Source organism: Enterococcus sp. AZ167 (assembly GCF_051714025.1).
GTDB classification, from domain to species: domain Bacteria; phylum Bacillota; class Bacilli; order Lactobacillales; family Enterococcaceae; genus Enterococcus_D; species Enterococcus_D casseliflavus.
Genome location: NZ_JBIORB010000001.1, coordinates 492,134 through 517,626 on the forward strand (window position 1 = coordinate 492,134; position 25,493 = coordinate 517,626).

Below are 25,493 nucleotides of genomic sequence, written 5' to 3' on the forward strand. Positions count from 1 at the left end.
AAGACATTCAAAAAACGTGCAGCAAGCATCACTGTCATGGATACTTGCTGCACGTAACGAATAGGCTAGGCAGATTTTTTATTCTGCTTGTTTTGACGTGCATTGCTTGAACTTTTCAAAATCGATCGTTTGATTAGCAGGCAGCACTTCGTATTGCAATCGTTCTGTTTCTTCATCGTGAATGATATGGAGGATTTTTCCTTCGTCATCTACTGGTCCCAGACTGATGATCGTAAAGCGTTCATTGATGACTTCTAAATTTTGTAAAACCCCAGAAAACACTTTGCGAATATGATGGGCGGTTTTGATTTTTTTGTCCGCTTTTTCAACAGCCTTGGCCAACGTAAAGCCTTCATCTAAAAACGTTTTGATCATTTCCACTTTGACGACCGTGGGCAGTCGGTATTTTCGTGGGGCATTTTCTTCTTGTGGGACCGATTGAATAAATCCTTTTTGTTCCCAATAACGCAATTGGCGAGGGGAGATATCACACATTTGGCTAAGTTCGCTGATGCCGACCAACAAGTTTTCATTATCAACGAGTTTTCGAAAAAGATGAGACATACGGACTCCATTCTTGTAAAGGTATTTGTTAATATTGTAACTTGTTTTACTTTTATGTCAAGTAGGTTGACAAATTTCAGGGAAAGATTTAAAGTAAAGAAGGTTTTATGAAAAATATACTGAAAAGAGTGTGAAATATGTCAACGAGTCGTCCTTTAGATATCTACGGCAAACCTTACAACCGTTCCTTACTGGTCATGGTTTTGCTGATCGGTACGTTTTGTACTGTTTTGAACCAAACATTGTTAACAACGGCTTTTCCAACTTTGATGGATGCCTTTGACATCTCAGCATCTGATGTTCAATGGCTGACCACTGGTTTCTTGCTGGTCAATGGGATCATGATCCCGATCACCGCATGGCTGATCAACAAGTTCAGCTCGAGAAGTCTTTACTTAACGGCAATGAGCATCTTCCTTGCAGGAACGATCGCTTGTTTTGCTGCACCGAACTTTTCTACATTATTGATTGGCCGCTTAGTGCAAGCTGCCGGTGTAGGGATCTCGATGCCGCTTTTGCAAAATATCATGTTGTCGATCTTCCCACCAGAAAAACGCGGTTCAGCCATGGGCATGTCAGGAATCGTTATTGGGTTAGCACCAGCCTTAGGCCCAACGTTATCTGGTTGGATCATTGATCATTATGACTGGCGCTATTTGTTCGGAATGGTCATTCCGATCGTCGTTTTAGTCTTAGTCTTAGCGCTCTTTCTAATGAAGAGTGTGATTGAATTGTCGCATCCGAAAATTGATCTGTTCTCAGCGATTTTATCAACCCTTGGTTTTGGTACATTGCTCTATGGCTTTTCAAGCGTCGGCGACAAAGGGTGGGGCAGTATTGAAGTAATCGGTTTTCTAGCAGCCGGTGTCTTTTTCATTGCTTTCTTTGCATGGCGTCAATTGCACATTGAGCATCCGTTCTTAGAGTTGCGCGTGTTCAAATCAACGACCTTTACCTTGGCGTCGATCCTTTCAGGGGTCACGAATATGGCGATGATCGGTGCTGAAATGGTTCTCCCGTTGTATATCCAAAACATTCGTGGTGAGTCAGCGTTTCATTCAGGATTGATGTTATTGCCAGGTGCGTTGATCATGGGGATCATGATGCCGATCACTGGTGCGATCTTTGATAAGTATGGTGCAAAACGTTTAGCTATCACCGGGATGTTTATCTTGACTGCCGCAACTTTACCATTTGCTTTCTTAACAAAAGATACACCGATTTTGCATATCATCATTCTTTATGGGATTCGGATGTTCGGGATCTCAATGGTGATGATGCCAGTAACGACTTCAGGAATGAATGCCTTACCTGGTCATTTGATCAGTCACGGTACCGCAGTAAACAATACGTTCCGTCAAGTAGCCAGCTCAATTGGTACGGCTATCTTGATCAGTGTCTTGACAAACGTCACCAAGGGCAACTTGCCAAGTGATTCTTTGCTGGATGCAACGCCTTTGGCATACAAAGAAAAAGCAATCGAAGCGACTTTATCTGGCTACCATGCCGCCTTTTATGTGGCAGCGGTCTTTAGCTTCTTAGGATTCTTGATCGCCTTCTCCTTAAAGAAAAAAGAACCACGATTGACGGTTCTTGAAGGAGGTGCGGACAAATGATCTTGCTTTTGATCGTTCTTAGCGTGTTAGGGTTTGCAGTACTGAATGTCTTTGCCAAAAACAAGCTGCAAACAGGTTTATCATTGGTCTTAGGTCTAGTCTTCGTGGCAAGTGTCGTCGCATTGATGGCCAATTTGACCTATCATTTTGGAATGGAAAAAGAAACGACTGCTAAAACAACCCCACTGATTTCTAGTGCCGATAACGAGAATTTTGATTTGCTATTGTATCAGCCATTAGGAGATGGTACGGAAAAAATCTACCTGTATAAAACGGATGCTGATCAAGAGGAACCCAAACAAACCGGTACTGATAAAGTGACCAATGTCGTGGAAACAGGGGCTGATTCAGCTCAATTAGAAACAAAAACGACGCGCTGGGTTTATAAAAGTGACCTATCACGCTTCTTGTTCGGGATCGCTGATAACGATGGCCAATATGTCAGCCGTACCAATACGTTCTCATTGCCAGATTCATGGGAAGTCTTGAGTGTGGATCAAGCAAAAAAACTGGCTTCTTTAGCGAAAGAACAAGCGGACACCATGAAAACACAAGGACAAGCGTATGTCCAAGAAAAAATGCAAGCTGCATTAATGGCTGATCCAACTATGGATGAGGCAGCCCAAAAAGCAAAAATCGCTGAATTGACAGAAGCTTATCAAAAAGAAGCGATGGCAAAATTGCTAGAAGAAGCAAAAAAGTAAAAACGAGCAGATAGTCAGGGGATGGAAGAATCAAATCGGATTCTTCTGTCCCTTTTTATATGGAACGTGATACTTTTGAAAAACGGCTACCACAAAAAAAAATCCCACACACTAGAAGTGAGTGGGATTTTCTTTAGTCAAATGAGCACGCGGCAATGCGGTCGAAAGCTTCTTTTAACAAGTCCAACGATTGGGTGGCAGCTAAGCGAACATAGCCATCGCCGGTCGTTTCTCCAAAGGCTTTCCCAGGGATCATCAGCACACTGGTTTCCTTTAATAATTTCTCGACAAAGCTGACAGAGTCCAACCCCGTTTGTTTAATGTTGATGAAGGCATACATGCTTCCTTTGACTGGGGATAAGGAAAGGAAGGGGATCTCAGCAACCCGTTGTTCAATGTAGGTCAGTCGTTCCTTAAAGACAGCAACCACTTGCGGCACGAGGGTATCATAGTGATTCAATGCGTAAATACCTGCCCGTTGTGAAGGAGTTGGTGCCGAATAGGCGATCGCCTCATTGATCAGTTTTGCCGTAAGATTGATCGATTCAGGTGCGATCATGTAACCGATCCGCCAGCCTGTCATGGCAAAGGCTTTTGAGAAACTGCTGAATGTGATGGTGTTCTCAGGTGCGAAGGCTGCCATCGGTACAAAGGTGTCATCAAAGCAAAAGGCTTCATAGACTTCATCTGAGAGGATTAGTAAGTCATGGTCAATGGCAACTGCTGCGATTTTTTCAAAAGTTTCTGGAGAAAAAACAGCACCAGTAGGATTGTTGGGTGAATTGATAATGATTGCACGGGTTTTCTCAGTGATAGCGGCCTTTAAAACCTCGACGTCGATTTGAAAGCCATCTTTTTCAAAGGTCGGAATAAAGACTGGCACACCACCGACTAGTTCGACTTGTTGTTTGTAAGGCGAAAAGTACGGTTCGTGAATAATCACTTCATCACCGAGATCAATGATGGCAGCCAAAGCTAAGTACATGCCATGCAATGCACCGACAGTTCCTCGCACTTGGCTAGGAGAAAAAGTAAGCTGGTATTGCTTTTGATAAAAATCAACGACGGTTTGGATAAAATCAGCACTGCCGTCTGAAGCGGTGTATTTTGTATGACCCGCTTTGACGTCAGCAAAAGCTGCATCAATGATTGTCGCATCTGTAATCAAATCAGGATCACCAATCGACAAATCAATCAAATTTGGGGTTTTCTTCGCAAGAGTGGCGATCTCCATTAAAAGATTTTCTTCTGGTTGTAAAAAACGTTCTGCAATCAACGGACGGTTCATTTTGTCATCTCCAATTTCTATAAAACTTTGCTTAAAAAATCCTGTGTCCGCGCATTTTGCGGATGCTCAAAGATTTGTTCTGGTGTTCCTTGTTCTTGAATGATACCGTCAGCCATAAAGATGACACGATCGGCAACTTCTTTAGCGAAGCCCATTTCGTGGGTAACGACGACCATCGTCATGCCTTTTTCTGCCAAAGCTTGCATGACCGTCAACACTTCTCCAACCATTTCTGGGTCCAATGCTGAGGTTGGTTCGTCAAAGAGCATTACATCAGGATCCATTGCCAATGCTCTAGCAATAGCGACCCGTTGCTGCTGCCCGCCAGAAAGGCTAGAGGGGTAACTATCCGCTTTTTCAGCTAAGCCAACTTGCTCCAGCAATCCTTTCGCTGTCTCTTCGGCAGCAGCTTGCTCTTGCTGTTTGACTTTGATCGGGCTGATAGTCAGATTTTCTAACACCGTTTTATGAGGGAATAAATTGAAGCTTTGAAAGACCATTCCCATTTTTTGACGAATCTGATCGATTTTCACCCCTTTTGCCAATAAATCATTGCCTTCGAAGGTGATTTTCCCACCAGTCGGCTGTTCAAGTAGATTCAAGCAGCGTAAGAAAGTACTTTTCCCACTTCCTGAGGGTCCGATGATCACAACGACTTCACCAGGTGTCACTTCAAGATCGATTTCTTTTAAGACGGTATTCTCGCCAAATGTTTTCACTAATTTTTCAACTTTAATCACTAGTTTTCATTCTCCTTTCAGCAACACCCAATAGACGTGAGAGGGCGAAGGTCAATACAAAGTAGATCAATGATACGATAACGTATGGTAAAAATGGTTTGAAGCTGGCCCCTTGAACGACGCCTGTTTGGAAAATCAGTTCAGACACACCGATTACCGATACGACCGAAGACTCTTTGATGACCGTGACAAATTCATTTCCTAAAGCAGGCAAGATGTTTTTGATGGCTTGCGGGAAAATGATGAAGCGCATCGCTTGGATCTGATTCATGCCTAATGAACGAGCGGCTTCCAGCTGTCCTTTATTGACGGCATTGATCCCAGCACGAATGATTTCTGCCACATAGGCGGCACTGTTTAGTGCTAAGGCAATACAGCCAGCAGCTAACTTCGAAAGCTCTAAGCCTAACACGCCTGTTCCAAAGTATACAATAAATATTTGTACTAACAAAGGTGTTCCCCGTACATATTCAATATAGACAGCGGCAATGACTTTCAATGCTTTTGACTTAGAAAGCTTCATAAAGGCTAACAAGCTGCCACCGATAGAGCCGAATAATACCCCAACCAAGGCTAGGAAGATCGTATAGCCAGTTCCAGTGATGTAAAAAGGCAGATATTTTTCCCAAAAGCTTTGCTCTTCATCGATCGTGCCTTCTTCGGTAAACATCAATCGATAGGCATCTTCTTTGTATTGGCTTAAAAGATCATTACTAATGATAGTTTCAATGGAGGAATTGAGTGTTTCCAGTAAAACTGGCGCTTCTTTCGAGATGGCGATCGCGGTCTCCTTCACGCCGTTTTCAAACGTGACATTTTCGGCTAATGCCAAGGTATCATTCGCCGTCACATAAGCTTCAGCGACGGGACCTTCCATCACGATCGCATCGATCTTGCGTGATTTTAGATTGGTGATCAAATCAGGCACCCTTTGCAAAGAGGTGACGGTCGAGCCAGTCAATTCTGTATTTGCCAGCTCTTCTTGTGTGGTTTGTCGTTGTGCACCGACAGCTACACCATCAAAATCAGCCGTCGATTGGAAACGATCCGCATCTTCTGCTCGAACCAGGACGGTCTGTTGGACTTCCATATAGGTGTCAGTGAAATTGACTTCTTTACGGCGCTCATCCGTAGCAGCCATCCCAGAGATGACGACATCGATTTTACCCGTTTTTAGAGCCCCTAACAGCGCGTCGAATCCAAGCTCCTCAATTTTCAGATCGACCCCTAAGTCATCTGCAATTTTTTGGGCAATCGAGATATCGATCCCCACGATTTCATTTTTTCCATCAACATTGGCACGGAATTCATATGGTGCATAATCGGCAGATAAACCCACGACCAATACACCATTTTCTTTGACTTTTTCATAGATTGGATCGGTTTCTTCTGCATGTGCTTGTCCGACAAAGAAAAACGGCAGCAACGCTGTGATGATCCCTAATAAAACAGTACCCTTACTAAACCTTTTCATGTAAACGCCCCTTTAACTTTTTCTGTGCATCTATTAAAAATGCAAATAACAACTAATAAATGTATAAAAATACATATAAGTGATAGAAACTATCATAGCATAACATCAGTTGAAGTCAATAAGTCAGAGAAAAAAAGTCAAAAATTGTTGTAGAGCGTAAAACCATTTATTCAAATTATTTGCAATCCAAGGAAGAACAAAGTGGAGAAGGAACAGCAGCCATTTTCTATACCCATCTATTTGAAAGGATGCTTAGAAAATAACGGATAGTGAAGAAAGAAAGCAGCTTCGCTTAAACGAGAAACAGGATCTGCAATGACAAAATAAAAAGTTGTCTGAAACAAAGCGGCAAAAACGAAACATAAGACATTTTTTGGATTTCTTGCGATAATAAAAGAGAAGAGGAGGCGATAGAATGAAGGTCGTATTGATTCGACATGGTGAAAGCGAAGCAAATTTTGAAAATTACTGGACAGGGTGGCTAGATGTTTCTCTGACCGAAAAAGGCCGACAACAAGCTTGGGCTGCGGGGGAACAGATCAAAGCATTGGGGATTTCCTTTGATTTTGCCTTTACATCTGTGCTGCAGCGAACGATCATCACTTGCGATGCCGTTCTGGAAGCCAGCGATCAGCTTTGGGTCCCTGTGAAAAAAACATGGCGCCTAAATGAACGTCATTATGGCCAATTAGTAGGGGTCAATAAAGATGAGATGGTGGCAAAGTATGGAAAAGAACAGGTGCAAAAATGGCGACGTGGATATGATGAACCGCCTTTATATGTGGAGAAAAATGATTTAGACCGACGCTATGATTCTTTAGACCCTCGCTTGATACCTAAGGGAGAAAATCTGGGGATGGTGGTAGCGCGAGTAGTCCCATTTTGGCAAGACCAGGTGGTTCCGTTACTTAAAGATCATAAGAATATTCTCATTACTGGTCATGGGAACAGCTTGCGGGCGTTAGTCAAATACTTGGAAGACGTGCCAAAAGATGCCATGGATACGATCGATATTCCTAACGCACAGCCGATCATTTATGAGTTTGATAGCCAAGCAAATAGGATTGAACGGGCGTAATAACGAACATTTAAAGTATAAACCACAATTTCGTTTGATGTTACATCGAAAATGTGGTTTTGTTGTGCTATAATAAGAAAAATTTTATGAAAGGCGGGAGGATATGAAAGCCGTATTAACCGTTATTGGAAAAGACAAGGTTGGGATCATTGCTGGTGTTAGCCAGAAATTAGCAGAATTAGAAATCAATATTTTAGATGTGTCCCAAACGATCATGGAAGATTACTTCACGATGATGATGCTTTTAAACATGGATGCCAATCAGGATTTTGATGGTGTTCGTGAGGAGCTTCACCAAATTGGTCGTACATTAGGTGTAAAAATCAGCATTCAAAATCAAGAGATTTTTGATACCATGCACAAATTATAGGAGGCACTATGGAGACAAATCAAATACTTGAAACCATTCGCATGGTGGAAGAAGAAAACTTAGATATTCGTACCATCACAATGGGGATCTCATTATTGGATTGTATTGACGCCGACATTGATCGTACCTGTGAGAAAATTTTTCAAAAAATTACAACAAAAGCGAAAGATCTTGTCAAAGTCGGCGAAGAGATCGAAAGTGAATATGGCATTCCGATTATTAACAAGCGGATTTCGGTTACCCCTGTAGCGATCGTAGTGGCAGCTTGCCAGCCGACACCCGCAGACTGTATCAAAGTTGCGAAGACCTTGGATCGAGCGGCGCAAGAAGTCGGAGTCAATTTCATCGGCGGCTATAGCGCACTAGTAGAAAAAGGCTATCAAGGCGGCGACCTTGCATTGATCGAATCGATTCCAGAAGCCTTGGCTCAAACCAATTTTGTCTGTTCGTCGGTCAATATTGGATCAACGAAAGCTGGGATCAACATGGATGCAGTACGTCTGATGGGAGAAACAGTCAAGAAGACGGCTGAGGCATCAGATATGGGCTGTGCGAAGCTCGTCGTCTTTGCGAATGCAGTGGAAGACAATCCCTTTATGGCGGGTGCTTTTCATGGGGTCGGTGAAGCTGATGTGGAAATCAACGTTGGTGTCAGCGGACCTGGTGTCGTCAAACGTGCCTTGGAAAAAGTCAAAGGCGAGTCCTTTGATGTCGTGGCGGAAACAGTCAAAAAAACAGCTTTCAAGATCACGCGGATGGGGCAATTGGTCGGGCGCGTGGCTTCAGAGCGCTTGGGCGTTCCATTCGGGATCGTCGATCTTTCGCTGGCGCCAACTCCTGCAGTCGGCGATAGTGTGGCATTGATTTTAGAAGAAATGGGTCTAGAATCTGTCGGTACCCACGGAACGACGGCGGCTTTGGCCTTGTTAAATGATGCAGTAAAAAAAGGCGGCGTAATGGCATGTAACCATGTTGGAGGTCTGTCGGGTGCCTTTATCCCCGTTTCTGAAGACGCAGGGATGATCAAGGCTGTAGAAGCTGGTTTATTGAATTTAGAAAAACTTGAAGCCATGACGGCGATCTGTTCTGTCGGTTTGGATATGATTGCGATTCCAGGAGATACTTCTGCTGAGACGATCGCCGCAATGATTGCGGATGAAGCAGCGATCGGCGTCATCAACCACAAGACGACAGCTGTCCGAATCATTCCAGCGAAAGACAAAAAAATCGGCGACCGCATTGAATTTGGTGGATTATTAGGGACGGCACCAGTGATGAAAACCAATCCTGCACAGTCTACTGATTTCATTTTACGTGGGGGACGTATTCCCGCTCCGATCCATTCATTCAAAAATTAATTTGTACTCCTTTAATAGGAAAATATGATAAAATGACCTTTAAAAGACCGACCAAAATGCTGTCTTTTAAAGGTTTTTTAGTCATGTAACTATTTTTTTCATGCTTAAGGCGGATGTTTTATCATTTGAAATCGAATACAATGAAAGATAACACGATGAAAAGGGGTGGTAAAATGAAGAAAATCTTCCAACTTGGGATGTTGGTTTTTGTTGGTTTGATGGGATTTTTTGTCCTTCAACCATCAATTGCCTTTGGACAGACATTTGTTCGTGATGATGCCGGGGTCCTTTCACAAGAGACGATCAAACAAATCGATACTTTGAATAAAGAGGGCTTTCAATCATTGACTGGAGCACCAGAATATGCTGTGATCACGATCCCTTCTTTAGATGGGCAATCGATTGAAGAGCGTAATTTGGAACTGTTCAATGAGTATGGTTTAGGAAATCCAGAGGACAATAATGGACTATTGTTTCTCTTTGCCATTGACGATCGTGAATTTCGTCTGGGTTATGGCGATGGACTATCCTATGTCTTCAGTGAGCTATCGGAAGATGATTTAGTGGATGAAGATGCCAAAGACGCATTACGAGATGAAGATTATGATACAGCGATATTGGCAGCTTCTAATGAAGTCTATCAGCGAATGAAAGAAGCGGATGAAACGATTGGTTTAGGGACGATCTATCAAGATGGCAAGCAAATGTTAGCAGAAAAACAGGCACAAGAAGCAGAAGCCACTAAGCAGATGTGGTTCACTATTGGTAAAATCGTCAGTGGTGTCGTAGCGGCAGCAGCTGCAGGCCTTGTCGGGTTCATCAGTTTTCGCCATCTTAAAACCAAACGGCGTTTTGAAGAGCACCTGCCATTGCCGAAACATCTGTTAGAAGATAGTCACTTCCAACAGAAAGATTTCTTGAAATGGGCTAGCAATAGAAAGAACTATCAGCGTTACCATCAGTATCAGACAGCAAAAGATTGTCAACAAGCATTTACGCAGTATGTGACGAGGACTTATGTGCCAGCGAAATTGACTTCGGTCACTGGATTGTCGACAGCGGATAAACGAGTCATCCAACACGGCTTGACGAATCCAGCAATTGGCGCCTATTTTTCAAACTTGCTGATGAAGAAACAAACCACGGTCAAACATTTCGGTCAGGTGATCCTTACACAACATGACACCTTAAAAACCTATGAAGCCCAATTAGGCAGGGAAGTGACTGAACGGATGGCAGACTACGATTTGACTGATGCGGTGTTACCCGAAAATCTGTCTTTAGCAGATGCTTATCGAGCAGAAATAGCCAAGCAAGCCAAAGAAGAGATCAGAAGACGCAATGAGCAAGGGCGATACTTAGCTCAACTTGTGACGGAAAAAGCGACCTATCCTGAGATGGTACAAGCCATTCCAAAAGAAGTTTCTGATGTTCTAGCGGAAGTGAAAACAGATGCCTTGTTCCAAGTTGACTTGAAACAGGTTTATCAAAATCACCCAGATTTAGCGAACAAATTATCCTCATTTGATGCTTCTGATCGAGCAGCCGTTTTGAATAATGCTCGCCAAGAGTATGACCCCCATGGTATGAATATGGCGTTGTTCTTTGTAATGATGAATAATCATGTGACCCATCAAGAACAAGTCATTGCAGATACGCAAAGTTCTTCGAATGATTTTGGCGGTTTTAGCGGAGGAAGCAGTAGCGGTGGCGGTGTTTCTGGTAGCTGGTAATTTTTCGTAGTGAGGAACGTTCATTGTTCTGCAATACATTCGCTTGCATGTAGGTTTGTGCAAGCGGAAGGATTGTATGGTCAATGGCGTTTTTTCTTGTAGAGGAAATCCCTTGATAAATAAGACAAACCAAACAAAGTGTGGTAAACTTTTTAGAGTTACTGAAAATGAATGGAACTTTCATTCATTTGAAAAAGGGAGAAAACGAGGGATATCATGTACCAATCTTACATATGGGATTTTGACGGAACACTTTACGACAGCTACCCAATCATGTTAAAAGCTTTTATCAAGACATTGAAGGAGTATGGCTTCGATCCAGATCCAGCGGAGATTTATTATATATTGAAAGATTCATCTTCCAAAAAAGTTGCTGAAAAATACAACTTAGATTTTCAAGAGTTCACTAAAGCATTCAAAGCAAATGAAGCGCTGGATGATCGTTTGCCGCTTTCCTTTGCAGGAACCAAAGAAACATTAGAAGCCGTGGTTGCTGCTGGGGGCAAGAACTATATTTTGACCCACCGCGATGTCGTCTCAACGAAAGAGTTGTTAGAAAAAGAACAGATGGCAGACCTGATCGTTGAGATCGTTGGCCCAGAAAACAACTTCCCCCGCAAACCGGATCCAACTTCCCTGATTTATCTTGTTGAAAAGTATCAACTAGACAAAGATCAGACTGTCATGATCGGCGATCGCACGATGGATGTTTTTGCAGGACAAGGAGCAGGTGTCAAGACGATATTTTATGATATAGAAGGTCTCTTAAAAGATGTATCTGCCGACCATACCGTCCAATCAATGGCTGAAATACAAGAAATCATTAAGTCTTGAGAAATCAAGGCTTTTTTTGTGCATAGAAAGTAAGTCATTCAGTACTCATGATGAACGGTATAAACGTAGTTCTCATTGATCTTCTAGTCTCGGCACAACAAACCAAAAACAAGTCACGCCATTTTTCGACTCAGCGCCATATTCGAAGGCATGAGAAGTCAAAATGGTTTTTACGATCGCTAAGCCGATGCTAGTTCCTTCTTTATGTCCTGCTTGATGTTGGACGCGTTGGTATCTTTCCCAAATAAGTTCGAGTTGTTCTGGAGGGATATCTTTTCCAGGGTTGATGACAGCAACTTTTGTTCCTGCAGATGTATTCGTTAATTTGATTAAGAGTCGTTCATTTTTAGGTGTATGGTTGATGCCATTGTTTATTAAATTACGCAAAACCTGTTCCATTTTGATGCGATCAAAAAGAGCATTTCCATTCGTACGATCTGCTTTAAAATCGACAGTGATGTCATATTGATTGGTGATCCCTCTTGCGTAAGCAACGACGGAGGAAACCACCTCGTATGTATTCCAGATTTCATTTTTAAGTTGTGTGTAGCCTGCTTGCATGATAGAGAAATCCATGATGTAATCGACCATTGCACTCATGCGGTGGGCTTCGCTGATAATTAGGTCCATATGTTCTTTTCGAAGGCGTTCGTCGCTTCCAGATACATCACGTACCATCTCCCCATAGCCAGTGATCAACGCGAGGGGGGAGCGTAGTTCATGAGAAACATTGGCAATCACTTCTTTTCGCAAGACGTCTACTCGCTGAAGTTCTGTGCTTAAGTCCGCAACTGATTCAGAAAGTGTACCTAATTCATCACTACGCTTAAGTTTGGGTACGGAATAAAGCTCGCCGTTGGTTAAGCGGATGATGGCTTCTTTGATGGTTTTGATCGGGCGAATAAAATGCTGTGCTAAAAAAAAGGAGATCGTTGACGCAAAAATAGTTAATATGATGGTGAATAGAAAGAGTTGCTGTCGATTCAAGCTTTGAAGCGCTTCGATTTGAGTGATCGTATTGGAGAGCAAAAGGGCAGCTGGGCGTTGGAAAAGAGTGGTAGGAACGCCAATAAGAATGGCAGAAGACTTTTCAAAGTCTTCTACAGCACTCAGGCTCTCACCATCAAGGACAGTTGGTGCGTGAGATAACAACCAGTTGTATTCGTTGCTCAACCCATCTATGTTTAATTGTTGGCCATTGTTAAATGCCGCCAGAATTTCGCCATCCTCGTCGACTAAGAAAAGAGTCCCAACGATCGTTTTACTAAGAAAAAGTAATGGCTCTTCTGGTAAATCATCTGGATCTACTGCCATTTCTTCAATAGCGGCAGCTGTTTCCTGAACTGTTTCTAAAAGTGATTCTTTCGTTACATTGATATAATTTGGTTCAAAGAGCAAAATTTGAACAGTCCACAAAAAAGCGATGCCAATGATGACCAGCAGCATATTGGCGGACCAAAGCCGCACGAGTAATTTACTTTTGATGTAAGTAAAACCTAACCGATTAGTCTTCATAATCAAATTTATACCCAACTCCCCAAACCGTTTGGATCAACTCTCGGTAATCCCCTAGACGCTCTCGCAAGGACTTGATGTGTGTATCCACTGTTCTGGTATCTCCGAAATAATCAAAGCCCCAGACACCTTCTAAAATTGATTCTCGGCTCAAAGCGATATGATTATTTTTCGTCAAATAGACCAGCAGATCGAATTCTTTTGGTGTAAGCGGCAGAGGTTTCCCTTTGATCGTTACAGTATGAGAAAAAACATTGACTTCGAGATCACCAAAAACGATCTTTTCGAACTGAAACTGACCGCTTCGTTTCAACACAGCTTTGATGCGAGCCATCAGCTCTTTAGGGCTAAATGGCTTGGCAATATAATCATCGGCACCAAGATTGAAGCCAAAGAGTTTGTCATACACTTCCTTTCGAGCGGTAATCATAATGACTGGCGTGTTACAGCTGCCTCTGATTTCCGAAAGCGTCTGAAAGCCATCTTTTCCCGGCATCATGACATCTAGGAGGATCAAATCGAATGAATGATTGGTTAATTTTTCCAAAGTTTCTTTTCCATCCGCTGCCTCAAAACATAGATACCCTTCGATCTCCGCATAAGTTTTCACTAAGGCACGCATATGAGTATCATCATCAACGATCAATATTTTTTTGCAAATTTATTCACATCCTTAAAAATAATTTATATTTTTTAAAGTATATCACAGAATAATCGCTGATTTAATAGGAAAATGACTCTTTGAAAAATAATTGTTCTTTCCCTCACAAGATCATCACAAATACCCAATACTATAGAGGTATATTCAATCGAAAGGAGCGCTTTGGCGATGTATGACTATCATATGGTCAGAAAGAAAAAAGCAAAGAAAAATCGTAAGCTAGTCGGTCATTGGTTATACATAATCAGTCTTGCGCTTTTTATGGGGTTTTCTGCACGTTTGATTACATTGTTCAAGTCGGCGTGATTGCAGGCGTCTCTTTGTCTGAAAGAATAGAAAATTTGTATTATAGTTCAAGATCGATCGAAACAAGTCGAGGGGCGATTTTTGATCGGCAGGGGACAGTGATCGCACAGGATATTCTTTCCTATACTGTTCGAGCGGTTCTTTCTGAAGATTACATTGATAATGGCCGACCCATGTATCTAGACAGAGCGCGCTTTGAGGAGACCGCAACGATTCTTTCGGAGTATTTACCTATTTCTAACGAGCAAGTTTTGTCAATCTTGTCAGATGGTGCGAATCAAACAGATCCGCCTGTCTTTCAAGTGGAATTTGGCAATGTTGGCAGTGGTCTAAGTGTGACTACTCGAAATCAAATCGAAGCGGCGTTTGATGCAGCTGGAATCAACGGTATCTATTTCGATGCTCGTTCAAGTCGCAGTTATCCGAATGGTATCTTTTCTTCACATTTGATAGGGACAACGTCAGATGATGAAGAGATTCGAGTCGGTGTTTCTGGATTAGAATATGTACTGAACGACTTTTTGAAGAATCAAAATGGGCGAGAGTCCTTTCAAGTCAATGCTTCAGGGAATCTTGTTCCCGCAACCAATCAAACCGTAGAAGAAGGAGTAGATGGGAATGATGTTTGGACGACATTAGATGCTCATCTGCAGTTATTCACTGAATCAGTGATGGATGAAGTTATGGAACAAACACGACCAGAAAATCTAACGGCTTTATTGATGGATGCGAAAACTGGGGAGATTTTAACGATGGCTCAAAGACCTAGTTTTCATCCAGAGACCCAAGAAGGAATTACGGATGAACACTTTATTTGGCGTAATCTTTTTACGGAAGAGATGTATGAACCTGGTTCGACCTTGAAGCTGGCAACCGTTGCGGCAGCTATTGATGAAGGTGTTTTTGATCCGACGGAACGCTACAATCCTGTGAGTATGCAGATTGAAGATCGAGTCATCAATGACCACGACTCAGGAGCAAATGGTGAGTTGACGATGCGGCAAGCGTTAGCTTGGTCAAGCAACACTGGGATGGTTCGACTTCAGCAACGGATCGGTTTTGATAATTGGGCACAGTATTTAACTGATTTTGGATTAGGGAAAGTTACAGGAAGTGAGCTTCCTGGGGAAGTGCCTGGGATCTTACCTTCAAGAAATCGGGTGGATTATGCCATGAGTTCCTATGGCCATGCGATCGGCGTCAATCAGATGCAGATGATGCAGCTATTTAGTGCATTTGCCAATGGTGGCGAGATGATACGTCCGCAATTGATTCGGCGAGTAGGGGAAGAGACCCAAGTTTTTCCAGAAGTCGTTTCCCAGCCTATTTCACAAGCAGCAGCTGATGCTGTATTGGAATACATGACCGATGTAGTGACGGATGAACGTTATGGCACCGCTTATGATGTATACCAACTGACGAACCATGAGATTTCTGTCAAAACTGGGACTGCTCAGATCGCCAATGAGAATGGTCAAGGCTACATGACGGGAGAGTTTGATTATATTTATTCGGCGGTCTCCATCTACCCAACGGATGATCCACAGTTTATTCTTTACCTCACCATCAAGCGACCAGAAGAATACGATCGACATACATTAGCTAAAATCGCCAATCCCTTGATGGAGCGTTCGATGGCGCTGCAAAGTTTTCGTGAGTAAAAAAAGTTTCTTAACAGGAGCTTAAAAAGACCTAGATCATCTAAGAAATTTCATGATGCAGCTGGTCAACTTCCCACAGGAATGATAGTCTTTAGAAAAGACAGGAAGGGTGCATCAGCGATCCAATCTAGGGATGAATGGATAAACGATCGCGCTAAAGCTAACACATAAAGATTCATTGACGGAGGTGTCATATGAAAAAAATAAAATTCTTGATCAAAAGCATTTTTCTCATCGGGCTTCTTTATTTTGCAAGCCAGATGATCACATGGCAAGACGGGCGCTTGGCATTTCGTGATGCCCGACTCAACGAGATCACTCAATCTCTCTCGTCCCAATTTTCTCTTTCACAAGACACTTCAGCAAGGCCAGCGGCAGAAACGCCTGCCCAGACATATTTATATAATGAATCACGACAAGTGATCGAAGAAACCTTTGGGGAAGCGATCAATGAATCAGCGAATCGGTATGGACTGAACTGGACTTCCTATCACGATGATTTTCGTAACTTCATGATGGTGATGTACGATGAACATGATATTGCGCAAGGGATCTATACGAATCAAGACACGATTCTTATCGATGACACACTAGGTATTGGGTCTTCAAAAGCAAGCGTTCGTAATCAGATGGGGACGCGTCAAGAAAGTATACAACGAGGATCACGACGGTATCGGATCGATTCGGATGCTGACTATGATCTGTTCTTGCAAGACGATCAATTGATTACTTTTTTCTATGATATTCATGCTGAAGATACAGTGACTGCGATCCAAATCATCAATCGCTCCCTAGAAACACGCCATGCGAATGATTTTCGCCAAAATCAAGCCGCCATTTTAAGCGGTTTACGAACACAGTTATTTGAATTAACGAATGCCACCCGAGTGAAATTTGGTTTGTCACCCCTTGGTTTCAGCGAAGCAACCAGTGAGACTGCCGTGAAGCATAGCCAAGATATGGCAGAACATCGATACTTTGACCATATCGGGTTAGATGGATCAACTCCATTTGATCGGATGCAAGAAGACGGGATCAGCTTCACTGCTGCAGGGGAAAATTTGGCATTTGGCCAAGCCAGTAGTATTTACGCCCATCAAGGTTTAATGAATTCAGAGGGACATCGGGCAACGATTCTAAACGATGAGTATCAATTTCTCGGGATCGGTATTGCGATCGATACCAGCGAACAGCCATATTATACAACGTTGTATCACCGAGGATCGGCGTCGTAAATTCCTGAATTGCTTGAAACTGATACTTGTTAGCCAGTAAAAAAAGTCGACACGTGGAAAGTGTTGACTATTTTTCTGTCCTTGATTACTTTTTGCGTATTTCATCTATGAGGTGGTGAAAATGGATCAATGGAAGCTGCTCAAAGACTATTGGCGATTTGCAGTTGGTGGTGCTGTTTTGATGGTTTTGCTGATCATCTGGTTCGTATCGTTCTCGCAAAACAAAGAAACAAACTGGCAATCAATGGCAGATGCAGCAGGTCAATCGTCTGAAATGGGGGAAGGTGGAACCCTTCAAGAAGATGGTCTTCACGATGAAGAGTATGAGATCGTTATCGATGTCAAAGGAGAAGTGCACCAACCGGGCATTTATCGTTTAAAATCAGGTGCGCGGATGTATGAATTGATCGAACAAGCAGGTGGTCTGACAGAAGAGGCGTTAGAAACAGCCATAAACTTAGCACAGGTGCTGCAAGATCAACAGATGGTGATCGTCCCGCATAAAGAGGATCAAGCGTTTACGGAGATGAATTCTTCAGGAGTAGGTGGCAGCCAGACAGCAGTGACACAAATCAATCTGAATCAAGCCAATGCGCAGCAACTGCAAGAACTGCCAGGCGTGGGTGCCAAAAAAGCAGAAGCAATCATCGCTTACCGCGAAGAATATGGCTTTTTTAAACAGATTGATGACCTAAAAAAGATCACAGGCATCGGAGAGAAGACCTTTGAGTCCTTGAAAGAGATGATTACAGTGACGGACTGAACCAAATAAAAGTAAGAAATACTAAGAAATGACGGTTGAAAATTCAAGAAATTCGATTAGAATAGAACTAATCAATCGCAAAGGAGCAAATGAATGAGCAATACGAGAATCCCTTGGGACCAGTATTTTATGGCGCAAGCTGTTTTACTTTCTTTACGCAGTACGTGTTCCCGACTTGAAGTCGGCGCTACATTAGTCAAAGATCGCCGAATCATCGCTGGAGGCTACAATGGGTCAGTCAGTGGCGATGTACACTGCATCGACGAGGGCTGTTATGTTGTCGATGACCATTGTATTCGAACGATTCATGCAGAAATGAATGCCTTATTGCAATGTGCAAAATTAGGGGTGTCAACAGACAATGCGGAAATCTATGTGACGCATTTTCCTTGCCTTCCCTGTACAAAAGCAATTTTGCAAGCAGGGGTCAAAACGATCCATTATTTGAATGACTATCGTAACAATCAGTATGCAATGGAATTGATTCAACAAGTAGGTGCTTCCGTCCACCAAGTTGAACTTGATCCGGTGTATTTTGAAAAACTTTCATTTGGTGTGCTGAATGATGCACAACCAACAAAAGAGAACTGATTCATTTTTATTTCTTAGTATTGTTCTTGCTTGTTCGGTGACTGCTTACTATGTGCAGTCCATCTTACTGGGACTCATTGCACTTTATTATTTCGTGATGCTTGTCTTAAGACGACAAGCATTTTTGTGCATGATTTGTTTTGTCGGACTGTTGCTGTTAAGTGTCCGCGTCTGTCTTTCTCGGACTGGAAACATACAAGAAGGTGAGTATCAAGGGGTAGTCAATGTGTTGCCAGACACGATCAAAATCAATGGCGATCTGCTTACGTTTGAAGCAAAATCTTCCGCAGGTAAAGTGATTGGCCGTTACACGATTTCTTCAGAGACTGAAAAACAGCAATGGCAGGATCGATCCGATTGGGGAAGAAAGCTGCTGGTGAAAGGATTTTTTTCTCTTCCTGAAAAACCACGAAACCGCCACGGGTTTGACTATTCTGCCTATCTAGCCAGTCGATCAATTATTGGCACAGTCCATATCGAGCAAATGGTAGGAATGGAAGCAGCAGACTCAGGCTTTTCGCTTGCAAAAGTTCGAGCAGAGGTTATTTCTTCTGTGCAACGAATCTTTCCTGAACGCTCAGCAGCCTATATCAATGCGTTGCTCTTTGGTTTTAAAGACCATGACTTTCAAGAAGTACGTCAAATGTATCGTGCTAGTGGCTTATTGCATTTCTTTACGATCTCAGGAATGCATGTCGTCTTATTTTTCAAGTGGTTTCGCGGATGCTTCTGCCGATTGGGGTTTACGCAAAAAGAAATGCTGTTGCCAATGGGGGTCTTTTTCTTGGTCGTAATTGGGATTTGTGGCGGCGGCATTAGTGTCTGGCGTGCTGTCTTGGCATTGTCGGTTACTCAAGTGACCACTCTTTATCAACAACGGCTATCGGCAAGTGATCATTATGGGATCGTCTTAACGGCTCTTTTATTCGTTGATCCCAAAGTATTGCTTCAAACATCGGGGCAACTAAGTCTTTTGATGACCTTCCTGATAATGATGCAGCGACCAATCAAATTGACGTGGTTTTGGCGCAGTCAGTTCCTCACGGTGCTGGCTGCGCCTGTCATTGTCTCGCTCTTTTATGAATTTCCATTATTTGGGGGCTTTTTGACGTTTGTCTTTTTACCGTTTTTTCAATTGGTTTTGCTGCTAGCCTGTTTCTTAATGTTCATTGCTGGGACGCTTTTCCCAACCATCAGTGGGCTGATTGCCCTTTTTGAAGAGCTTTTATTACTTATGGAAGTTGTCGTGGGCGCTGTAGGAGGCGTATCGATAACGGTGGGTGCCCTTCCTGCAGGATTGGCAGCTAGTTGTTGTTTGCTTGGCCTGCTCTGTTACCAAAAGAAACGGTGGCTGTTGGTGATCTGTTTTTCGCTTGTTGTACCAATCGTCTTTCAACAGAATCGCGTTTTACCCACCATTAGTTATGTCGACGTTGGTCAAGGCGATAGTATCGTTTTACAGGCAGAAAAAAATCGCGAAGTTTATGTGATCGATACTGGAGGTTCTCTATCTTTTCCGAAAGAAAACTGGCAAGAGCGCAAACGACAAGCTGCCGCGGAATCTACATTGATTCCTTTTTTGAAAGGGGAGGGAGTCAGGAAGATTACTGGTTTGTTTCTAACTCACGGGGACACGGACCATATGGGAGATGCGCTAGCATTGATGAAGGCGATTCCTGTTGAAACGTTATATCTTGTACCAGGAAGTGAACAAGATCACCGCATCGCCAAGCTTTTAAACGAACTGCCTAATCAGACAAACGTTGTTTGGACGACGGTTGGCCAAGTGGTGGGTGATTTCCTTCAGTTGCAAGTATTGGCACCAGAATCAGGTGCAGGACAAAACGAAGATTCGATGGTGATTAAAACCAAGGTAGGGGATAAAACATTTTTGTTTACTGGCGATCTCGAACAAGCAGGGGAAAAAAAGTTGATTCATGATTATCCGAATTTAAAAGTTGATGTATTGAAGCTAGGGCATCATGGCAGTCGAACCTCGACGGCACCTGAGTTTGTTGCGGCAATCGATCCCCAATTCGGGATCGTTTCAAGTGGACGGAACAATCGGTACGGGCATCCTCATGAAGAGGTGCTTGAAACATTGGCAAATCAGACCGTTTTGCGAACCGATCAGCAGGGCATGATCCAATTTATTTGGTCTGAAAAACAACAATCATTTTTGATAAAAACGCTGCTAGACTATCCGATTGACTAATGGTAGGATAAGAATGAAAGCGGGGGGAACGATGGAATTACAAAAAGCGTTGCAAGCAATTCGAACCAAGGAGTTGCAATCGATTTATCTGGTCATCGGCAGTGAAATGTTTTTACAAGAGCAAGTTCGCACGGCCTTTTTGGAGCGTTTTTCCGTTGGGAAAGATGATCTGAATTTTGCTTCCTTTGACATGGAGAAAGATCCCCTTGATATGGTGATCCAAGAAGCCCAATCGTTGCCTTTTTTTGGCGATCAGCGATTACTGTTCGTTGAGCGGCCATTTTTCTTAACGGCTGAAAAAAAGAGCAATGCACCTGAGCATGACCTAGATGATTTTTTGAATTATATCAAAGACCCATTGGAATCATCGGTAATGGTGATTTTTGCAGATGTCGATAAATTAGATGAACGGAAAAAAATTACTAAGCAGTTGAAGAAAGCCGCAGTTGTGATTGATGTCGCACCTATGAAAGAAGCCGACGTGCGTCAGTATCTCCAACAGTCGTTGGCCAATGATGGCATCGAAATGAGCCGAGAGGCGTTTGATTTGTTTTTACGGTTAACGGATCTGCACCTATCAAAAGCGATGCAGGAGTTACAGAAACTACGGCTGTATGCAGGAAATGGCAATAAAATTACGAAAGAGATCGTCTTGCAGTTGATCCCTAAGACGTTGGAACACAATGTCTTTGAATTAACCAGCGATGTCTTAAAGGGGAACGTATCGGATGCATTGCGCTTATATGACGATCTATTATTGCAAGGGGAAGAGACGATCAAGATCAATGCTATCTTGATCAGCCAAGTCCGTCTGCTGTTACAGGCGGCGATTTTGATGAAAATTGGCTACCAGCAAGCCAATATCGCAGAAACGTTGGGGATTCATCCGTACCGAGTGAAGTTAGCGATGCAGCAAGCTCGGGGGTTTGGAGAAAAGCAATTAGCGGCACTATATAGTGAATTGATCGAAAATGATTACTTAGTGAAAAGTGGTCAGATGGACAAAGAGTATTTGTTCCAGCTATTTGTTTTAAAACATGGCAAACAGTAAGTCAAAAAGAAAGGCGCAGCAATCGATGATTGCTGCGCCTTTCTTAATTTGCTTATTTTGCAATTTTTTTACTTAAACGAGATTTGTCGCGACTAGCTTTGTTCTTGTGGATCAATCCTTTAGTCTCAGCCATATCGATTGCTTTAACAGCATCTTTATATAACGCATCTACGTTATCAGCACCAGCTTCAACAGCTTGATCAAATTTTTTGATTGCTGTACGCATTGTGCTTACTTGAGATGAATTCTTAGCATTAGCCGCTTCGCTTGTGCGAACACGTTTGATTGCAGATTCAATGTTTGGCATGTATTTCACCTCCGAAAAAAAAGTTCAATTACGTTTAGAAAACGTATAAATCAACACTAGTCATTATACCTAATGCCAAGAGTGATTGCAATAAAAGTTGTAAAGAAATTTTACTTAACACAAAAATTTGTTTTTTGGCCGTGCTATTTTTTGCTTTATGGATTTTAAAAATGCTTCTTTACACATTTTTTACTGAATAGTTATAAAAAGTTTACACAGAAACAGCTTTCTATGCTATGATTACTTCGGAATTTTTAAATGGGGGAATCTATGTGAATATCGCTTTGTTTCTAACGATTGTGTTGTCATTAGGGGTGATTTTCGTCAACGGCTGGACGGATGCGCCGAATGCTATTGCAACCGCTGTCTCCACGAGAGTCTTACGCTCGAATATCGCCATTGGCATGGCAGTCGTCATGAATTTCTTAGGTGTGCTAGTGATGACGTATTTTAATGCGCAAGTTGCAGAAACCATCAGCAACATTGTGACTTTTGATTCAGGCGGGAGTTTTCGGGTCTCACAGATCGCATTAGCCGCTGCCTTGTTTTCAATTGTTGTTTGGACGGTCGCAGCTTGGTATTTTGGGATCCCAACTAGTGAATCTCACGCGTTGATCGCAGGACTGACTGGTGCAGCCATGTCCCTTGGTGGGTTACATGCAGTCAATGGCGAGGAGTGGCTGAAAGTTTTGATCGGTCTTGTCGTTTCTACGTTGATGGGCTTCATTGGCGGCTTTCTGATCACGAAACTGATCGTATGGCTCTTTCGCGATACCCAACGGCGAAAAGCCAACAAAATTTTTACAGTTGGTCAAGCCATTGCGGCTGGTGCCAATGCGTTCTTACATGGTGCACAAGATGGCCAAAAATTTATGGGTGTCTTCATGTTAGGGCTTTTCTACAACAATCTTGCTGAAAAGACCGGCAATGGCTTTTCGATCCCACTCTGGGTGATGGTTCTTTGTTCCTTGACCATGGGGATCGGTACTTCTGTCGGTGGGATGAAAATCATCAAATCAGTAGGGATGGATATGGTAAAACTGGAAAAATACCAGGGCTTTTCTGCAGATGTTACCGCTGCGATCTGTTTGTTCTTGTCTTCCGTATTTGGTATCCCAGTTTCAACGACCCATACAAAAACGACTGCCATCATGGGGGTAGGGGCTTCTCGACGTTTTTCTAGCGTTGATTGGCGCATCGTTAAAGAAATGATCTATGCTTGGATTTTAACGTTCCCTGGTTGCGGGTTGATTGCGTTTCTAATGGTGAAAATTTTATTGCTAATTTTGTGAGGAGAGAAAGTAATGGCACGAAAAAAAGGATTTGATTATTTTGCGGCAATGGAGCAGTTGGCAACAAATGGGCATCTAGCTGCGAAACGTTTTTCGCTGTTGATCAATGATTACTCTGAAACAGCGTTAAGTGAAGCGGCAGCTGAGATTCATGGATTAGAAAAGGAAGGCGATCAGGTGATCGCTGAGTTAACGAATGAGTTGTACGACTCATTTATCACACCGATCGATCGCGAAGACATCCTGGTCATCTCTGAGCGCTTAGATGATATTTTGGATGGCATTATGGGACTGACTTATTTATTTGAGAATTTGGTCATTACGAAGATCCGCCCTGAGACGAACTTATTTGCTGAAATGATCGTTCAAGCGACACAGGGGGTCGAAACAGCATTAAAAGAGTTTCCGAAGTTCAAAAATTCAAAAACATTGCGTCAAATGATCAACGATGTAAATACGATTGAATCAGAAGCAGATCTTTTGTATTCAAAAATGAAAAAAGCGTTGTTTACGGATGAAAAAGAAGTGCTGGAAATCATTAAATGGAAAGATATTTATGATCGCTTTGAATCGATTATCAACGACACCGAAAGTGCGGTTGATATTATCGATGGTATGGTGATCAAAAACACGTGAGGAACTAGAGAGCATTCAAACGAAAAAAAAGGGCTCTTTGTCAATAAGGACTGATGAGTTGTGCAAAATCAAATCTGGGTCAGAATGAACCACATTCTGGCTCAGATTTTTTGTTATCTTACATTGATTAATTGATTGATCAAAAAGATTCTAATTCTCATGTTCTCGAATGATTTAAATCCGTAGGATACTCGTTTCATTGTCTTTATGTGGGTATTCTTCGCTTCTATTTTTCCATTGGAATAAGGATAGATCATTGCGTTGGTGATGCCTTCTTCATAGGTCAGAAGGTTTTGAAGCTTTTCCCGAAAGCCGTCATCTAACGTTTCGGGAAGTTCTGCCAATAAGGAGAAAAATAAGTCAGGGTCTTTGTCTCGAAAGGCTTCAACTAATTCATGAAAAAAGCGATACGCCTCCTTTAGGGGCGGAGAAAACTCAAGCAATCGATCAATCATCATTGCTTCAGTAAGAAATGGGTATTTTGGTGCTCGGAAACTTTTCCATGTTTTGTATTCATAATGGTTGATGTTTGCACGATTTTTTAGCAAAAAGCGCCAGTTCTTTTTCAGTTTTTCTGCCTGGCTTTTCTGTCCGGCTTTACGAAGTTCATTCATTTCACGGATACGCAACTCATTGAACGCTTGATTCATGTGTTTGACAATATGAAACCGATCAATCACGACTTTCGCATTTGGCAGAACACGTTTGGTGAGCTGAAAGTAGGTGGCATTCATGTCTGTCACCAAGAATTCTACTTCTTCTGGATTGGTACAACCTAAGAAATAGCTTGTTAATCGAGGTAATTTACGCGTAGGCAAAACATCTATTAATTTTCCTGTTTCGCCATCTGCACAAATAAAGCTCATTTTATCTTCTATGGAAGCATGCGAACGAAATTCATCAACCATCAATACTCTTGGGAGAATCTTCTTAGATTGCTTTGGTAAATAGCTTTTAAACTCTTTCAATGTACGAATAACGGTGGTCAAAGATACCTGACAGCTTTTCGCAATAAAAGATAAAGATACTTTTTCAGTCAGTAAAGAAGCAATTTTATATCTAACATGATTTGCGATTGAATGTCTGGGTTGGACAAAATAACTTTGAGCAGTCCAATGGGTGCGACAGTTTTTACAGGTATAGCGCTGCTTTTTTAGGCGCATAACCAAAGGCATATGATTGTATTGTTCAAAACGGACAATTGTTTCCTTCTTCCCATTTTTCACTATAATTGCTTTCCCGTTTCCATCTACCACAGTAGAACCACAACTTCTACAAGCACGAGGAGTAGGCGAGAGAACAGCATCGACGACCAACGTCTTTTTCTTCTGAAGGGTCTCGTAAGAGACCTCTGTAATCATCAAATCTTTCTCTATTATTCTCAGCATTTTTTTGATAGAATCATTCATATAGCATATCGTCCTCTCAGTTGTTTATTTTGTGGTGATTTAATCATACTAGAGAACGATATGTTTTTTAATACCTAAAATGAAAATGGGGC

At 42.4% G+C, this 25,493-nt stretch carries 24 protein-coding genes; 16 read left to right on the top strand and 8 right to left on the bottom strand.

Annotated elements, in window-relative coordinates; genetic code table 11:
- Nucleotides 1–78: 78 nt before the first annotated feature.
- Nucleotides 79–564, bottom strand: a complete 486-nt coding sequence (locus IGJ05_RS02270) for a MerR family transcriptional regulator (protein WP_005230125.1) — start codon at nucleotides 562–564, stop codon at nucleotides 79–81.
- A gap of 137 nt (nucleotides 565–701) precedes the next feature.
- On the opposite strand from IGJ05_RS02270, the gene IGJ05_RS02275 reads away from it, so the two are divergent.
- Nucleotides 702–2,180 (top strand): MDR family MFS transporter, encoded by a 1,479-nt coding sequence (locus IGJ05_RS02275; protein WP_015509856.1) that lies wholly within the window; start codon nucleotides 702–704, stop codon nucleotides 2,178–2,180.
- Nucleotides 2,177–2,884, top strand: coding sequence for a DUF4811 domain-containing protein (locus tag IGJ05_RS02280; RefSeq protein WP_221693439.1), 708 nt, complete (start codon nucleotides 2,177–2,179; stop codon nucleotides 2,882–2,884). The genes IGJ05_RS02275 and IGJ05_RS02280 overlap by 4 nt, the downstream gene beginning before the upstream one ends.
- A gap of 133 nt (nucleotides 2,885–3,017) precedes the next feature.
- Here IGJ05_RS02280 and IGJ05_RS02285 read toward each other — a convergent pair whose 3' ends face one another.
- The 3 genes from IGJ05_RS02285 to IGJ05_RS02295 are packed head-to-tail and all read right to left on the bottom strand — an operon-like array spanning nucleotide 3,018 to nucleotide 6,386.
- Entirely contained in the window at nucleotides 3,018–4,172 is a 1,155-nt protein-coding gene (locus IGJ05_RS02285; RefSeq protein ID WP_231473183.1) for a pyridoxal phosphate-dependent aminotransferase, read from the bottom strand.
- A gap of 17 nt (nucleotides 4,173–4,189) precedes the next feature.
- Nucleotides 4,190–4,912 carry an amino acid ABC transporter ATP-binding protein gene (locus IGJ05_RS02290; protein ID WP_005230134.1) on the bottom strand — a complete coding sequence of 241 codons (723 nt, stop codon included), beginning with the start codon at nucleotides 4,910–4,912 and terminating at the stop codon, nucleotides 4,190–4,192.
- The gene (locus IGJ05_RS02295; protein WP_225001361.1) at nucleotides 4,905–6,386 is read right to left on the bottom strand and encodes an ABC transporter substrate-binding protein/permease; all 1,482 of its coding nucleotides are present in this window, start codon (nucleotides 6,384–6,386) and stop codon (nucleotides 4,905–4,907) included. The genes IGJ05_RS02290 and IGJ05_RS02295 overlap by 8 nt, the downstream gene beginning before the upstream one ends.
- A 415-nt stretch (nucleotides 6,387–6,801) precedes the next feature.
- Between IGJ05_RS02295 and IGJ05_RS02300 the strand changes: the two genes are divergently transcribed.
- The 5 genes from IGJ05_RS02300 (at nucleotide 6,802) to IGJ05_RS02320 (ending at nucleotide 11,759) form a co-directional block, all read left to right on the top strand.
- Nucleotides 6,802–7,464 (top strand): 2,3-bisphosphoglycerate-dependent phosphoglycerate mutase, encoded by a 663-nt coding sequence (locus IGJ05_RS02300; protein WP_225001362.1) that lies wholly within the window; start codon nucleotides 6,802–6,804, stop codon nucleotides 7,462–7,464.
- Between the two features lie 103 nt (nucleotides 7,465–7,567).
- Nucleotides 7,568–7,834 carry an ACT domain-containing protein gene (locus tag IGJ05_RS02305; RefSeq protein WP_005230142.1) on the top strand — a complete coding sequence of 89 codons (267 nt, stop codon included), beginning with the start codon at nucleotides 7,568–7,570 and terminating at the stop codon, nucleotides 7,832–7,834.
- 8 nt (nucleotides 7,835–7,842) lie between these two features.
- Nucleotides 7,843–9,192, top strand: a complete 1,350-nt coding sequence (locus IGJ05_RS02310; protein ID WP_005230144.1) for a PFL family protein — start codon at nucleotides 7,843–7,845, stop codon at nucleotides 9,190–9,192.
- 140 nt (nucleotides 9,193–9,332) lie between these two features.
- Nucleotides 9,333–10,925 (top strand): TPM domain-containing protein, encoded by a 1,593-nt coding sequence (locus tag IGJ05_RS02315; protein ID WP_311948874.1) that lies wholly within the window; start codon nucleotides 9,333–9,335, stop codon nucleotides 10,923–10,925.
- A 216-nt stretch (nucleotides 10,926–11,141) separates the two neighbouring features.
- Nucleotides 11,142–11,759 (top strand): HAD-IA family hydrolase, encoded by a 618-nt coding sequence (locus IGJ05_RS02320; protein ID WP_005230151.1) that lies wholly within the window; start codon nucleotides 11,142–11,144, stop codon nucleotides 11,757–11,759.
- Between the two features lie 72 nt (nucleotides 11,760–11,831).
- Here the strand turns inward: IGJ05_RS02320 and IGJ05_RS02325 are convergent, their stop codons facing one another.
- Both IGJ05_RS02325 and IGJ05_RS02330 read right to left on the bottom strand, forming a co-directional pair.
- Nucleotides 11,832–13,274, bottom strand: a complete 1,443-nt coding sequence (locus tag IGJ05_RS02325; protein ID WP_438725209.1) for a sensor histidine kinase — start codon at nucleotides 13,272–13,274, stop codon at nucleotides 11,832–11,834.
- Nucleotides 13,264–13,935: a response regulator transcription factor gene (locus IGJ05_RS02330; RefSeq protein WP_311948868.1), complete on the bottom strand. Its 672-nt coding sequence runs from the start codon at nucleotides 13,933–13,935 to the stop codon at nucleotides 13,264–13,266. The genes IGJ05_RS02325 and IGJ05_RS02330 overlap by 11 nt, the downstream gene beginning before the upstream one ends.
- A 168-nt stretch (nucleotides 13,936–14,103) precedes the next feature.
- On the opposite strand from IGJ05_RS02330, the gene IGJ05_RS02335 reads away from it, so the two are divergent.
- From IGJ05_RS02335 to holA, 7 genes are all read left to right on the top strand, one after another.
- Complete coding sequence (locus tag IGJ05_RS02335) at nucleotides 14,104–14,241, top strand: hypothetical protein (protein ID WP_262119449.1); 138 nt, start codon at nucleotides 14,104–14,106, stop codon at nucleotides 14,239–14,241.
- Between the two features lie 14 nt (nucleotides 14,242–14,255).
- Nucleotides 14,256–15,902, top strand: coding sequence for a penicillin-binding transpeptidase domain-containing protein (locus tag IGJ05_RS02340; RefSeq protein ID WP_317721275.1), 1,647 nt, complete (start codon nucleotides 14,256–14,258; stop codon nucleotides 15,900–15,902).
- A gap of 194 nt (nucleotides 15,903–16,096) precedes the next feature.
- The gene (locus IGJ05_RS02345; protein WP_225001365.1) at nucleotides 16,097–17,137 is read left to right on the top strand and encodes a CAP domain-containing protein; all 1,041 of its coding nucleotides are present in this window, start codon (nucleotides 16,097–16,099) and stop codon (nucleotides 17,135–17,137) included.
- Nucleotides 17,138–17,258: 121 nt separating this feature from the next.
- Entirely contained in the window at nucleotides 17,259–17,900 is a 642-nt protein-coding gene (locus tag IGJ05_RS02350) for a helix-hairpin-helix domain-containing protein (RefSeq protein WP_225001366.1), read from the top strand.
- Nucleotides 17,901–17,993: 93 nt separating this feature from the next.
- Nucleotides 17,994–18,491, top strand: a complete 498-nt coding sequence (locus tag IGJ05_RS02355; protein WP_225001367.1) for a ComE operon protein 2 — start codon at nucleotides 17,994–17,996, stop codon at nucleotides 18,489–18,491.
- Nucleotides 18,463–20,706, top strand: a complete 2,244-nt coding sequence (locus IGJ05_RS02360; RefSeq protein WP_438724999.1) for a DNA internalization-related competence protein ComEC/Rec2 — start codon at nucleotides 18,463–18,465, stop codon at nucleotides 20,704–20,706. Before IGJ05_RS02355 ends, IGJ05_RS02360 begins: the two co-directional genes overlap by 29 nt.
- A gap of 31 nt (nucleotides 20,707–20,737) precedes the next feature.
- Nucleotides 20,738–21,757: a DNA polymerase III subunit delta gene (gene holA / locus IGJ05_RS02365; RefSeq protein ID WP_034869424.1), complete on the top strand. Its 1,020-nt coding sequence runs from the start codon at nucleotides 20,738–20,740 to the stop codon at nucleotides 21,755–21,757.
- Between the two features lie 52 nt (nucleotides 21,758–21,809).
- Here the strand turns inward: holA and rpsT are convergent, their stop codons facing one another.
- A complete protein-coding gene (gene rpsT / locus IGJ05_RS02370) occupies nucleotides 21,810–22,064 on the bottom strand; it encodes a 30S ribosomal protein S20 (RefSeq protein ID WP_005230162.1) in 255 nt (84 codons plus the stop codon).
- A 236-nt stretch (nucleotides 22,065–22,300) separates the two neighbouring features.
- Here rpsT and IGJ05_RS02375 point away from each other — a divergent pair, with 236 nt between their 5' ends.
- Both IGJ05_RS02375 and IGJ05_RS02380 read left to right on the top strand, forming a co-directional pair.
- The gene (locus IGJ05_RS02375) at nucleotides 22,301–23,356 is read left to right on the top strand and encodes an inorganic phosphate transporter (protein ID WP_438725000.1); all 1,056 of its coding nucleotides are present in this window, start codon (nucleotides 22,301–22,303) and stop codon (nucleotides 23,354–23,356) included.
- Between the two features lie 12 nt (nucleotides 23,357–23,368).
- Nucleotides 23,369–23,992, top strand: a complete 624-nt coding sequence (locus tag IGJ05_RS02380) for a DUF47 domain-containing protein (RefSeq protein ID WP_005230171.1) — start codon at nucleotides 23,369–23,371, stop codon at nucleotides 23,990–23,992.
- Nucleotides 23,993–24,105: 113 nt separating this feature from the next.
- On the opposite strand, the gene IGJ05_RS02385 is transcribed toward IGJ05_RS02380, so the two are convergent.
- A complete protein-coding gene (locus IGJ05_RS02385) occupies nucleotides 24,106–25,401 on the bottom strand; it encodes an ISL3-like element ISEfa11 family transposase (protein WP_438725001.1) in 1,296 nt (431 codons plus the stop codon).
- Between the last annotated feature and the right edge of the window lie 92 nt (nucleotides 25,402–25,493).

Bases quoted from the DNA above. Each gene is read 5' to 3' on its own strand.
- IGJ05_RS02270 (WP_005230125.1), bottom strand. From the start codon at position 564: ATGTCTCATCTTTTTCGAAAACTCGTTGATAATGAAAACTTGTTGGTC.
- IGJ05_RS02275 (WP_015509856.1), top strand. From the start codon at position 702: ATGTCAACGAGTCGTCCTTTAGATATCTACGGCAAACCTTACAACCGT.
- IGJ05_RS02280 (WP_221693439.1), top strand. From the start codon at position 2,177: ATGATCTTGCTTTTGATCGTTCTTAGCGTGTTAGGGTTTGCAGTACTG.
- IGJ05_RS02285 (WP_231473183.1), bottom strand. From the start codon at position 4,172: ATGAACCGTCCGTTGATTGCAGAACGTTTTTTACAACCAGAAGAAAAT.
- IGJ05_RS02295 (WP_225001361.1), bottom strand. From the start codon at position 6,386: ATGAAAAGGTTTAGTAAGGGTACTGTTTTATTAGGGATCATCACAGCG.
- IGJ05_RS02300 (WP_225001362.1), top strand. From the start codon at position 6,802: ATGAAGGTCGTATTGATTCGACATGGTGAAAGCGAAGCAAATTTTGAA.
- IGJ05_RS02305 (WP_005230142.1), top strand. From the start codon at position 7,568: ATGAAAGCCGTATTAACCGTTATTGGAAAAGACAAGGTTGGGATCATT.
- IGJ05_RS02310 (WP_005230144.1), top strand. From the start codon at position 7,843: ATGGAGACAAATCAAATACTTGAAACCATTCGCATGGTGGAAGAAGAA.
- IGJ05_RS02315 (WP_311948874.1), top strand. From the start codon at position 9,333: ATGAAAGATAACACGATGAAAAGGGGTGGTAAAATGAAGAAAATCTTC.
- IGJ05_RS02320 (WP_005230151.1), top strand. From the start codon at position 11,142: ATGTACCAATCTTACATATGGGATTTTGACGGAACACTTTACGACAGC.
- IGJ05_RS02325 (WP_438725209.1), bottom strand. From the start codon at position 13,274: ATGAAGACTAATCGGTTAGGTTTTACTTACATCAAAAGTAAATTACTC.
- IGJ05_RS02335 (WP_262119449.1), top strand. From the start codon at position 14,104: ATGTATGACTATCATATGGTCAGAAAGAAAAAAGCAAAGAAAAATCGT.
- IGJ05_RS02345 (WP_225001365.1), top strand. From the start codon at position 16,097: ATGAAAAAAATAAAATTCTTGATCAAAAGCATTTTTCTCATCGGGCTT.
- IGJ05_RS02350 (WP_225001366.1), top strand. From the start codon at position 17,259: ATGGATCAATGGAAGCTGCTCAAAGACTATTGGCGATTTGCAGTTGGT.
- IGJ05_RS02355 (WP_225001367.1), top strand. From the start codon at position 17,994: ATGAGCAATACGAGAATCCCTTGGGACCAGTATTTTATGGCGCAAGCT.
- IGJ05_RS02360 (WP_438724999.1), top strand. From the start codon at position 18,463: ATGATGCACAACCAACAAAAGAGAACTGATTCATTTTTATTTCTTAGT.
- holA (WP_034869424.1), top strand. From the start codon at position 20,738: ATGGAATTACAAAAAGCGTTGCAAGCAATTCGAACCAAGGAGTTGCAA.
- rpsT (WP_005230162.1), bottom strand. From the start codon at position 22,064: ATGCCAAACATTGAATCTGCAATCAAACGTGTTCGCACAAGCGAAGCG.
- IGJ05_RS02375 (WP_438725000.1), top strand. From the start codon at position 22,301: ATGATTACTTCGGAATTTTTAAATGGGGGAATCTATGTGAATATCGCT.
- IGJ05_RS02380 (WP_005230171.1), top strand. From the start codon at position 23,369: ATGGCACGAAAAAAAGGATTTGATTATTTTGCGGCAATGGAGCAGTTG.
- IGJ05_RS02385 (WP_438725001.1), bottom strand. From the start codon at position 25,401: ATGAATGATTCTATCAAAAAAATGCTGAGAATAATAGAGAAAGATTTG.